This window comes from Myxococcus sp. AB025B (assembly GCF_006518215.1).
Taxonomy (GTDB): domain Bacteria; phylum Myxococcota; class Myxococcia; order Myxococcales; family Myxococcaceae; genus Myxococcus; species Myxococcus fulvus.
The window spans coordinates 1-12,008 of the sequence record NZ_SRLW01000302.1; the positions used below are offsets into that span (position 1 = coordinate 1).

The 12,008-nt window shown below is 71.2% G+C and carries 8 protein-coding genes; 7 read left to right on the forward strand and 1 reads right to left on the reverse strand.

Going from position 1 to position 12,008, the window contains the following annotated elements; all coding sequences use genetic code 11:
* Positions 1-168 precede the first annotated feature (168 nt).
* The 7 genes from FL311_RS34855 (at position 169) to FL311_RS34885 (ending at position 10,358) form a co-directional block, all read left to right on the forward strand.
* A complete protein-coding gene (locus FL311_RS34855) occupies positions 169-2,883 on the forward strand; it encodes an AsmA family protein (protein ID WP_141332005.1) in 2,715 nt (904 codons plus the stop codon).
* A 219-nt stretch (positions 2,884-3,102) separates the two neighbouring features.
* A complete protein-coding gene (locus FL311_RS34860; RefSeq protein ID WP_141332006.1) occupies positions 3,103-4,374 on the forward strand; it encodes an FAD/NAD(P)-binding oxidoreductase in 1,272 nt (423 codons plus the stop codon).
* A gap of 50 nt (positions 4,375-4,424) precedes the next feature.
* Complete coding sequence (locus FL311_RS34865; RefSeq protein WP_141332007.1) at positions 4,425-5,708, forward strand: sigma-54-dependent Fis family transcriptional regulator; 1,284 nt, start codon at positions 4,425-4,427, stop codon at positions 5,706-5,708.
* 174 nt (positions 5,709-5,882) lie between these two features.
* Positions 5,883-6,593: an MBL fold metallo-hydrolase gene (locus tag FL311_RS34870; RefSeq protein WP_141332008.1), complete on the forward strand. Its 711-nt coding sequence runs from the start codon at positions 5,883-5,885 to the stop codon at positions 6,591-6,593.
* A gap of 90 nt (positions 6,594-6,683) precedes the next feature.
* Positions 6,684-7,286: a rhodanese-like domain-containing protein gene (locus FL311_RS34875; protein WP_141332009.1), complete on the forward strand. Its 603-nt coding sequence runs from the start codon at positions 6,684-6,686 to the stop codon at positions 7,284-7,286.
* On the forward strand, positions 7,283-8,437 hold the full coding sequence (locus tag FL311_RS34880; RefSeq protein ID WP_141332010.1) for a sulfite exporter TauE/SafE family protein: 1,155 nt from the start codon (positions 7,283-7,285) through the stop codon (positions 8,435-8,437). Before FL311_RS34875 ends, FL311_RS34880 begins: the two co-directional genes overlap by 4 nt.
* 265 nt (positions 8,438-8,702) lie before the next feature.
* Positions 8,703-10,358 carry a formate--tetrahydrofolate ligase gene (locus FL311_RS34885; RefSeq protein WP_141332011.1) on the forward strand — a complete coding sequence of 552 codons (1,656 nt, stop codon included), beginning with the start codon at positions 8,703-8,705 and terminating at the stop codon, positions 10,356-10,358.
* 63 nt (positions 10,359-10,421) lie between these two features.
* Here the strand turns inward: FL311_RS34885 and FL311_RS34890 are convergent, their stop codons facing one another.
* On the reverse strand, positions 10,422-11,582 hold the full coding sequence (locus FL311_RS34890) for a methyl-accepting chemotaxis protein (protein WP_228557293.1): 1,161 nt from the start codon (positions 11,580-11,582) through the stop codon (positions 10,422-10,424).
* Positions 11,583-12,008 lie beyond the last annotated feature (426 nt).

Genomic DNA, 12,008 nt, shown 5'->3' on the forward strand with positions numbered 1-12,008 from the left:
CAGCCTCCACCGTCCCGGGATGAGATGAGGCCCCCGCCGAGCCCCCCCGATACGTGGCCGCGCCAGACGCGTGCGGCACGCCCCGGGCTGGGCTAAGCGTCCCGACGTGAGCCCAGGCTCCGCGCCGGGCCGAGACCCGGGGCCGCTCACCTGAGGAGGAACCAAGCGATGTCCGACGTCGTGAAGAAGAAGCGCCGCTGGCCGTACGTGCTCGGGGGAGTCTTCGCGCTCCTCGTCGTCGCCGTGCTCGTGGTGCTCTGGCGGCTCGACGCCATCCTGCTGAAGACGGCCAGGGAGCAGGCCGCCACGTATTCGCAGAAGCTGGGCCGCCCGATTGAAATCGGCGACATCTCCACCCAGCTCTTCCCCAGCGTGGGCGCCGTGGTGGAGGACGTCTCCATCGGCGCCGCGGAGGGCGAGGACCTGCCGCTCGCGACGCTCGCCAAGGTGGACGTCAGCGTGGCGGTGGGCCCGCTGCTCTCCTCGAGCGGCAAGGACATCCAGGTGAAGAACGCCGAGGTGTCCGGCCTCACCGTCAACGTGGTGCGCCTGGCCGACGGCACCACCAACGTGCAGCGCCTGCTCCAGCGCCTGGAGGAGCAGTCCCCTCCCGAGGAGCCGAAGCCCGAGGAGGAGAAGCCCACGGACCTGTCCGGCGTGCACGTGGAGCGCGCGGCGCTCACCGACGGCACCATCCGCTTCGTCGACCGCGCCGGGGGACAGGGCGCGCGCGAGCTGGCGGTGAAGGACCTGGACATCGAGGTGAAGGACCTGCGCGCCGGCAAGCCGCTGGCGGTGGACCTGGCCGCGGCGGTGCTCGCGGAGAAGCAGAACCTGAAGCTCTCGCTGCACGCGGCCCCGCTGCCGCCCACGCTGATTCCCACGCCGGAGCGTGTGACGCTCAAGGCAGAGAAGATTGATTTGTCCCCGCTGGGGCCCTTCCTGCCGCCCGACGTGGGCCTGCAGGCGGGCACGCTGGACGCGGACTGGAAGGCGGAGCTGGGTAGCGCGGTGCCCGGTGGCAAGGGCCCCACGCGGCTGGTCGGCGCCATCTCCGCGCTGGGCCTGCGCTTCGCGGGCGCCGAGGGCGGCAAGGCGCTGGACGTGGTGCTCGACACGGACGTCGCCGGAGACCTGGCCACGGGGGACTTGTCGCTCGACAAGCTGAAGCTGGACCTGGGCCCGGCGAACATCACCGGCAAGGGCCGCGTGAAGGGCATGCTGTCGGACACGCCGTCGGTGGAGGGCTTCGAGCTGGTGGGGCGCAACCTGGACCCGGCCGTGCTCGCCGAGTACTACCCGCCGCTGAAGAAGCAGCTCCAGGGGATGATTGCCGGCCCCATCGGCCTGGACGTGCGCGCCAGCGGGACCCAGGCCGCGCAGGCCATCAACGTGTCGGTGGACCTGACGCCGGTGCGCCTGCGGGTGCCCGCGCAGCTCACCAAGGACGCGGGCGGCGCCATGAAGCTCACCGCGAGCCTCACGGGCGCGGCGGCGAGCGGCGGCGCGCTGAAGTTCGACGCGAAGGCGGACCTGTCCGGCGTGGACCTGCGCCCGGGCCTGCTGGTGGACAAGGCCCCGGGCCAGCGCATGGAGCTGACCGCGGCGGGCACGTACGCGCCCGGCAAGGGCGGCGTGGGCATGAAGGTGGACGTGCCGAAGATGACGGCGAACCTCCTCCAGGACACGGTGACGGGCAGCGCGTCGTTCGCGACGGCGGGCACGGGCAAGAAGCAGACGACGACCTTCTTCGCGGACGTGAAGGCGAACAAGCTGGACGCGGACGCGCTGCTGTTCGACGAGCAGGAGCTGGCGGCGCGCAACGGCGGCACGGTGCCCGCGCCCGAGTCCGCGGAGCTGCCCCCCGAGGACCCCGCGCGCTTCAACGGCTACCGGGGCGACCTCCGCTTCGCGGTGGGCACGCTGCGCTACACGCAGATGGACCTCACCAACGTCACCGGCGTGGTGAAGATGACGGACGACCTCATCACCGTGGAGAAGTTCTCCTCGGGCGTCTTCGGCGGGAAGGTGGTCGCGGACGGGACGAGCATCCGCCTGGGCCCCGCGGCGCCGCAGCGCCCGTTCGAGGCGAAGGTGAAGGTGGAGGGTGTGCAGGTGGCGGACGCCATCGCGCAGGCCACGCCGCGCAAGGTGATGACGGGCACGTTCAACGGGAACGTGGACGTGAAGGGCATCGGCTACACGCCGGAGAAGCTCAAGGAGACGCTCCTGGGCGGCATCAGCGGCAACATCCTGGGCGGCACGCTGCTGGGCAAGGACCTGGTGTCGTCCGTCTCCGAGCCGCTCGCCAAGGCGCTCCCCTTCGCCTCCAAGGCGCTCAAGAGCAACGAGGTGACGTCGCTCAGCGAGAACCTGCCCTTCGGCGTGCAGATCAAGAACGGCGTCGCGCAGCTGTCCAAGCCCATCACGTGGACGCGGCCGGAGGCGGCGATGAGCTTCGACGGTGGCATCAAGCTGGACGGCACGCTGGACCTCACGGGCGCGGTGGCGCTGACGCCGTCGACGGTGAAGACGCTGACCTTGGGCAAGGTGACGCCGCCGTCGGACATCCCGGTGGGCCTGAAGTTGACGGGTCCGGCGTGGAAGCCCGAGGTGACCGGCGTGGACGTGAAGCCGGCGGTGACGACGTTGGCGAAGCTGGCCGCGTCCTCGCTCGCGGGCAACCTCATCGGCGGGGAGCGGGGTCAGCAGGTGCAACAGGCCATCGAGGGCGGCGAGGAGAAGCTGCGCGCCGACGCCGAGGCGAAGCGCAAGGAGCTGGAGGCCAAGGCCGAGGAGGAGAAGAAGCGCCTGGAGGCCGAGGCGAAGAAGCGCGCGGAAGAGGAAGCCAAGAAGCGCCTGCGCGGCATCTTCGGGAAGTAGCGCTCCGAGCGCACGCGGCGACGGCAGCCCCCACGGCCCGGTCGAGCGGACGTCCTCTCCAGGACGCTCGCTCCTCCGGGCCGTGTTGCATGAAACACCTTGAAACGGGGTGAAACAGCGCCGCGTGCCAGCGCACACAGGGGCCGCACTCGGGGACGATGGTGGCATGCGCCCTGCTAAGGCTCCCTGCCGACTTCACCCAGGCAGGGAGCGAGCACGATGGACGCGAGCGAGGACTGCGGCTGCACCGACCCGGCGACGACGCCCATGCCTTACGTGGCACCCGTGAGCGAGCGTCACCGGGTGCTCATCATCGGCGGAGGCACGGCGGGAATCTGCGTGGCGGCGCGGCTCGCGAGGCTGGGGCAGAAGGGCGTGGCCATCCTGGAGCCCTCCGAGCGTCACTACTACCAGCCGCTCTGGACGTTGGTGGGCGCGGGCGAGGCGCGCGTCGAGGACACCGTGCGCGACGAGGCCGACCTCATCCCCCGGGGCGTGAAGTGGCTGAAGGACGCCGCGGAGGAGGTGGACCCCGTCCGGCAGGAGGTGCGTACGCGCGGCGGGCTGCGCGTGGGCTACGACTTCCTGGTGGTGGCGCCGGGCATCCAGCTGGACTGGGACAAGGTGCGGGGTCTGCGCGACGCGCTGGAGACCGAGCACGTCAGCAGCAACTACGACGTGAGGCTCGCGCCCAAGACGTGGCGGATGCTCCAGGCGTTCAAGGGCGGCACGGCGCTCTTCACGCATCCGGCCACGCCGGTGAAGTGCGCGGGGGCGCCGCAGAAGATCATGTACCTGGCCGCCGACCACTTCCGCCGCACGGGCATCCTGGAGCGCTCGCGGGTGGTGTTCGGCTCGGGGGCGAAGGCCATCTTCGGGGTGCAGCCCTTCGCGCGGGTGCTGGAGGACGTGGTGAAGCGCTACGGCATCCAGACGCACTTCGGACATGACCTGGTCGCGGTGGATGGAGCGCGGCGCGAGGCGACGTTCGAGACGATGCGGGACGGGCAGAAGACACGCGTCACGCTGGGCTACGACCTGCTCCACGTCACGCCGCCGCAGAGCGCGCCGGACTTCATCCGCGACAGCCCGCTCACCTCGCGCGAGGGGGCGTGCAGTGGCTGGGTGCGCGCGGACAAGCACACGCTCCAGCACCCGGTGTTCCCGAACGTCTTCGCGCTCGGGGATGCGTCGGACCTGCCCACGAGTCGCACGGGGGCCGCCATCCGCAAGCAGGCGCCGGTGCTCGTGCGCAACCTGCGCGACGTCATGGCGGGCCGTGCGCCCACCGCGAGGTACGATGGGTATGCCTCGTGTCCGCTGACCACGGGCTACGGGAAGCTGCTGCTCGCGGAGTTCGACTACGACGGCAAGCCCACGCCCAGCTTCCCGCTCATCGACACGATGCAGGAGCGACGGGACATGTGGCTGATGAAGAAGTACGGCCTGCCGCAGCTCTACTGGAAGGGCATGCTGCGCGGGCGGGCGTGAGACACCACGGGCGTGCCCGCGAACCCGCTCCGCGCTATGCACCTCGGAGCATGCCCACATCCCGCCCTCCGCAGCGTCCGCCTCGGCTCGCCCTGTCCGCGCTCGACGCGCTCGCGGGCGCAGTGCTCCTCGTGGACGCGGAGCGCCGCGTCGTGGGCGCGACCTTTGCGCTGGAGTCCCAGCTCGTCGCCCCCGTGCGCGAGGGCACACCGCTCACGGAGCTGCTCTGCCTCCAGGGTGGCGCCGAGCGCCTGGACGCACTCCTCACCACGGGACGCGAGACGACCGCGAGGCTCCGCGCCGGAGGCACCATCCGGGTCCGCGCGACAGCGCTCGGCAAGGACGGCTGGGCGCTCACCGTCCGCCAGGACACCTCCCCTCCCGCCCTGGAGGGCGCCGAGGTGTTCCACGGCCTGTGGACCCAGGACCCGGAGCTGCGCCGCGTCTTCCGCATCGTCGAGAAGGTCGCGCGCACCGAATCGAGCGTGCTCGTGCGAGGCGAGTCCGGCACGGGCAAGGAGCACATCGCGCACGCGCTGCACGAACTGTCCCCTCGCGGCAAGGGCCCCTTCCGAGCCATCAACTGCGCGGCCCTCCCCCCCAGCCTCCTGGAGAGCGAACTCTTCGGCCACGTGCGCGGCGCCTTCACCGGCGCGGTGCGAGACAGCCCGGGGCACTTCCGGCTCGCGCACGGCGGCTCGCTCTTCCTCGATGAAGTCGCGGAGCTCCCCCTCGACCTCCAGGCGAAGATGCTCCGAGTCCTCGAGACACGCACCGTCATCCCCGTGGGTGGCCGAGCCCCCGTCCCCGTGGACGTGCGCATCATCGCCGCCACCCACCGCGCGCTGCGTCGCGAGGTCGAGGCCGGCCGCTTCCGCGCGGACCTCATGTACCGCCTGCGCGTCGTCCCCATCTTCCTCCCCACGCTGAGAGAACGTCGGGGCGACATTCTCCCGCTCGCGCTGCGCTTCCTCGACGAGCTGCACCAGCGGGGGACGCGGCGTGTGGAGCGAATCGCGCCTGGTGCGCGCAAGCTGCTCGAGTCCCACGGCTGGCCCGGCAACGTGCGCGAGCTGCGCAACGTCATGGAGTACGCCTACGTCATCGGCGAGGGCCCGGTGCTGCGCGAGGTGGACCTGCCCCCCGAGTTCTCCGAGGCGAAGGCGCTCACCCGCCTCCCCGTGGCGACGACCGGCGCCACGCTCGACGAGGAGCAGGTGCGCGCGGCCCTCGCCCGGGCGGGCGGCAATCGCTCCGAGGCCGCGCGACTGCTTGGCGTCAGTCGCGTGACACTCTGGCGCCGCCTGCGGACCTTGGGCGAAGCTGCGCGCTGAGCGAGCGACCGTCCTCGAATCCGGGGCGGCCGTTTCACCCAGGTGTTTCACCTGTTTCCTCGAAGTGGGTGCAACGACCGGCGGGCTCGGGCCGTCACTCGGAGCCGCCTCGCTGGCATGGGGCTCGCAGTACCGCTGGACGTGCGCTGCGACCAACCCAGGAGGGAAGTGGACATGCTCTTCCGGCAGCTCTTCGACTCGGAGTCCTCGACCTATACCTACCTGTTGGCGGACCCGGCGACGCGGGAGGCGGTGCTCATCGACCCCGTGTTGGAGCAGGTGGAGCGGGACACCCGGCTGCTGGAGGAGCTGGGGTTGAAGCTGGTGGTGGTGTTGGAGACGCACGTGCACGCGGACCACGTCACCGGCGCCGGGCAGCTGCGCGAGCGCCTGGGCGCCCGGGTGATGGCCTCGGCGAAGGGCGCGCCCTGTGTCGACCGGCAGCTCCAGCATGGCGACGTGGTGCGGGTGGGCCAGCTGGAGCTGCGCGTCCTGGAGACGCCGGGTCACACCGACGACAGCCTGAGCTTCCTGTGCGACGGCCGACTGTTCACGGGGGACGCGCTGCTGGTGCGCGGCACGGGCCGCACGGACTTCCAGAATGGAGACCCGGGGCAGCTCTACGACTCCATCACCCGCGAGCTGTTCGTCCTGCCGGACGCGACGGAGGTGTTCCCTGCCCATGACTACGCGGGCTTCACGTCGTCCTCGGTGGGCGAGGAGAAGCGACACAACCCACGCCTCGCGGGCAGGACGCGGGACGACTTCGTGCACTTCATGAAGTCGCGCCAGATTCCGCCGCCGCGCAAGCTGGACGTGGCCGTGCCGGCCAATCGCGCCTGCGGCCTCACCGCCCCGGCGGAGTCCCAGTCACCGTCCGCGTGAGGTGACCCCTCACCACTTCCAGGGTCCCAGCCGCCTCCCCCGAGGGACGCGGAGCGGGGACCCTTTTGCTCGAATCGAAGGAGCCGCAGCTTGAGTCACCTCTACGACAACGCCCCTCCCCGGCCCGAGGGCTATCGCGACGTGGACGTCCAGCAGCTCGCGACCGGGCGGCCCCCGGGACTGCACCTGGTGGACGTGCGCGAGCCCGTCGAGCTGGATGGGATTCTGGGTCACCTCGAGGGCGTGCATCCGGCGCCGCTCACCACCCTGCGCGAGGCGGCGACGTTGTGGCCGAGGGACACGGAGGTGCTGCTCATCTGTCGCTCGGGTGCGAGGTCCGCGAAGGCGGCCACGCAGTTGGTGGCGATGGGCTTCACGCGGGTGATGAACCTGGCGGGCGGGATGCTCGCGTGGAACGCGCATGCGCTGCCGGTGGTGCGGCTGACGACGGAGCCGCTCCCGAGCCTCGGACAGGTGCGAGACACCCTGCGCGCGAGGCTCACGGGGATGCGCGTGCCCGCGGTGGAGGCGCTGGCACCGGAGCCGTCGCGAGAGGCGCTCGGAGCGGTGCTGGATGCGCTCCAGGCAGAGCCGCCGCAGGAGCGAGGAGACGCGGCGGCGTTCGAGAAGACGCTGCGAGAGGTCCGGGACCTGCTTGCGGTCGCGAAGCCTGGAGGAGGCAGTCGTCCATGATGTGGGCCGTGGGGATGGCGGGCGCGTTGCTCGTGGGAGTGTTGCTGGGGTTGCTGGGAGGCGGGGGCTCCATCCTCACGGTGCCGCTCCTGGTGTACGTGCTGGGAGTGGAGCCGCGCACGGCCATCGCCATGTCGCTGGTGGTGGTGGGCGTCACGAGCGCGAGCGGCGCGCTACTGCATGCGCGAGCGGGCCGGGTGCGGTGGCGCACGGCGCTCCTGTTCGGAGCGGGAGGGATGGCGGGGGCGTTCCTGGGAGGAAAGCTCAACCCGCTCCTGTCGCCCACGATGTTGCTGCTGTGCTTCGCGGGGGTGATGGTCGCGGCCTCGGTCGCCATGCTGCTGCGCTCGGATGCACCAGCGCCGGTGACGAGCGACCACGTCACGACCGGCATCTCGGACGCACGAGCTACGTCCGTACAGAATGCAGTGAAGGTTACGGAAGCCGAGCCAGGCATCTCGACCGCTGTCGACCAGCACACGCGGCCCACGGAGAAGCGACGTCCCGAGAGCATCGAGAGCAATTCCTCCGTCTCCATGGGGCCCACCGAGAAGCCACATCCCACGAGCATCAAGAGCGATTCCTCCGTGTCCCTGGGGCGCACCGAGGAGCCACGTCCCGCGAGCATCGCGAGCGGTTCCTCCGTCTCCGTGGTGCGCGTGGTGGTGCAGGGAGTGGGCGTAGGAACGCTCTCGGGGCTCGTGGGCGCGGGAGGCGGCTTCCTCATCGTCCCCGCGCTCACGTTGGTCGGCCTGTCCACGCCGATGGCCACCGCCACCTCGCTGGTGGTCATCGCGCTCCAGTGCGCCGCGGGGCTCATCGGCCATCTGGGCCATGCGGAGCTCCCCTGGCGCCTCACGAGCGAGGTGCTCGCCATCGCCCTCGTGGGGAGCATGCTCGGAGGAAGATTCGCCGGACGCGTGGCCCCCGGAGTCCTGCGCCGAGGCTTCGCCCTCTTCGTGCTCGCCACCGCGACGTTCCTGCTCCTGGCCCAACTCCCGCGCACCGCGCTCGGCGACCTGACACGACGACTGGCCAGCGCGGGAGCCTGGCCCTGGCTCATCCTGGCGACAGGCGTGGGGCTCTCCACCCTCATGGTGCGAAAGCACCTGCGCACGGCCCGTCAGCGAACCACGGCGCGAGGGCTCTGACACCAAGACACTTCCGCGCGGACACCCCGGCGTCACGGTGCTCGCCTATCAGCACCAGGCGCCTCACGAGCAAGTGCCACACCGCACCTCCCAACCAGCGGCGCACACCCCGCCCTGTCACCGCATCGCCATCACGTCCCGCCCAGCGCGCCCCCACATCCGTCCGCCGCGCGGCACCTCACCCCGCGCCCACATCCGTCCCGCCCCGGACGGGCCCACACCACATCGGTTGACCCGTGCCCCGCGCGCGTCGAGAGTCCCCTGCATGAAGCTGAGACCCATCGCAGAAGTGGGCGCCGAGCTGGGCCTGTCCCCCGACGACGTGCACCCGTGGGGCACGAACCGCGCCAAGGTTTCCCTCGGTGCACTCGGCAAACAGGGCGGAAGACAAGGCCGCCTCGTGCTCGTCTCCGCCATCAACCCCACGCCTCCGGGCGAGGGCAAGACGACCATGTCCGTGGCGCTGGCCATGGGCCTGCGTCGCCGAGGACGCCGCGCCGTGGCCGCGCTGCGCGAGCCGTCCCTCGGCCCCGTCTTCGGCGTGAAGGGCGGAGGCACCGGCGGCGGGCAGGCCAGCCTGGAGCCCGCGGCGGACATCAACCTGCACTTCACGGGTGATTTGCACGCCATCACCAGCGCCAACAACCTGCTCGCCGCGCTGGTGGACAACGCCGTGTACTACGGCCAGCCGGTGGCCATCGACTCGACGCGGGTGCGCTGGCGGCGCGCGCTGGACATGAACGACCGCTTCCTGCGCAACGTCATCGTGGGCCTGGGCGGCAAGGCGCACGGCGTGCCGCGCGAGGGCGCGTTCGACATCACCGCCGCCAGCGAGGTCATGGCCATCCTCGCCCTGGCCGAGAACCTCCAGGACCTGGAGGAGCGCCTGGGCCGCGTCGTCGTGGGCCACGCACCGGACGGCAAGCCCGTGCGCGCCAGGGACGTGGACGCGGCGGCGGCCATGGTCGCCCTGCTCAAGGACGCGCTGATGCCCAACCTCGTCCAGACGCGAGAGGGCGGCCCCGCGCTCGTGCACGCGGGCCCGTTCGGCAACATCGCCCACGGGTGCAGCTCCGTGGTGGGCACGCGCATGGGCCTCGCGTACGCGGACGAAGTCGTCACGGAGGCGGGCTTCGGCTTCGACCTGGGCGCCGAGAAGTTCCTCGACATCAAGTGCCGGAGCACGGGCCTGTGGCCGCGCGGCGTCGTCCTCGTCGCCACGCTGCGCGCGCTCAAGTACCACGGCGGCACCCCGCTCGCCCGCGTCGCCGAGCCGGACGGCGCGGCGCTCGCGCGAGGCTTCGACCACCTGGACAAGCACCTCGAATCGGTGCGCGCCTTCGGCCTGCCCGCGGTCATCTGCGTCAACCGCTTCCCCCAGGACACGCAGGAGGAGCTGGATGCCCTGCGCGCCTTCGGCCGGGAGCGCGGCGTGGAGATGGCGGTGTGTGACGGCTTCACACGCGGCGGCGAGGGCTCGCTGGAGCTGGCGGACCGCGTGCTCGCGATGCTCGACGGCACGGACGCGTCTCCGCCCAGGCCGCGCTTCCTCTACGACGTGAAGCAGTCCCCCGAGGAGAAGGTCCGCGCGATTGCGCGCACCGTGTACGGCGCGGACGACGTGGCCTTCACGGCCTCCGCGCGCAAGGACCTGGAGACCGTGCGCGAGCTGGGCGGCGCGGAGCTGCCGGTGTGCATGGCCAAGACGCACCTGTCGCTCTCCGACGACGCGACGAAGCAGGGCCGGCCGCGCGGCTTCACGCTCACCGTGCGCGAGGTGCGCCTGTCCGCGGGCGCGGGCTTCATGGTCGCGCTCACCGGCGACATCCTCACCATGCCGGGCCTGCCTCGCGAGCCCGCCGCCCGCCGCATCACCGTCCACGAGAACGGGCGCATCACCGGGCTCATGCAGGGCGAGTGACGCGGCTTCGACGGGCGGCCCTCATCTCGCTCTCGTCGAGGGGGCCGCCCGGAGCGACGCACGCTACGCGCGGAACGACGTGGACAGCGACTCGAGCCGCCCCAGGGTGGCGTTGATTTGGGTCACCGCCTCCTCGGCCGTCATGGTGGAGGTCACCACGTCCGCCATCATCGAGGACAGCTGCGTCATCACCTCGGTCATCTGCGCGATGCCCGCGTTCTGCTGGGTGACGGAGGCGACAATCTGGCGCGCGGCCTGACTGCTCTCCTGCACCACGGTGGTGATCTCCTTCAGCGAGTTCGCCGAGGCCAGCACCTGCTCGATGTTCTGCTCCATCTTCTCGCTGTCGCCCTCCGCGATGGAGGTCGTCTGGCGGATGGCCTGGTTGATCTCGAGGAGAATCTTCCCGATGCGCTGGGTGCTCTGGAGCGACTGCCCGCTGAGCGCGCGCATCTCCCTCGCCACCACCGCGAAGCCCCGGCCCTCCTCGCCCGCGCGCGCGGCCTCGATGGCGGCGTTGAGCGCGAGCACGTTGGACTGGTCCGCCAAATCCTTCACGCTGCTGATGATTTCGCCGGCGTGCACGGCCTGGTCGCTCAGGTGCGCGATGCTGCCCACCAGCGCGCCCACCCGCTCGCGAATCTGCTGCATGCCCTCCGCGCTCTGCTCGATGGAGTGCTGCCCGGAGGAGCTGAACTGGTCCGCCTGCGCGGCCACCTTGAGCACCATCTCCGCGCGGCTCGCGGCCATGCTGGAGGTCTGCGCGATTTCGGCGATGGTGGTGCTCGCCTCGGTGAGGCTGCGCGACTGGTTCGTCAGGAAGTTCACCTGGTCCTGGCTCGCCTGCGTCAGCCGCGTCGCCGCCGAGGACAGCTCCTCCACCACGGACTTCAGCGTCGCCGGCACGTCGCGCAGCCGGTCCGCCATCACCTGCAGGCTCCGGCTCAGCTCGCCCACCTCGTCCTGCCGACCCAGCTCCAGCGGCTGCGACAAATCACCGTCATGCGCGATGCGCCGCGCCACCTCGGACAATCGCGTCAGCGGCTCGGCCAGGTCACGGTGCAACCACCACGCGAGCCCCGCCGTCGTCCCCATCGCCAGGAGCGCCAGCACCACCACCAGCCACGTCGGACCGCCCGCCAGCGCCACCACGACGAGGACCCCGAGGAGCACCGCCGCGGCCACCGGGGACAGCATCACCTTCTGCTTCAGCTTCAAGCGCACCGAACGGCCTCCGTCCCACCCGAGTCTCCACGCACCCCGTCCGCCCCGGCCAGGTTCCGGCAGTTGAAGCGCGACTCCCCGAGGAGCCTGCAGCGCCCGTCCATGTCGCCATCCTTCCGAGGAGCCCCGTGGACTCCCTGAAGCTCGGACGGACCGGTGATCCGCCGAAGTGCAGGATAGCCAACTGAGACCCGGCTGCTAAGGGACCCCCGCTCATTGACACACACCGGCCCCGCGCGGTTTTCCACCAGTCTGGGGTCAAACGGACCCGGCACTCGGATGGATCATCACAGAGCGTCGAAGCGACGGGAGCCCTCGACGCGGAGGACGAAGTCGGCGCCGAAGGCACCCGCGGGGGTGAGGGCGCCGGGGGTGGGCTGGGCGAGGAGTTCCTCCACGGCGAGCACGGTGGAACGGGCGGTGCAG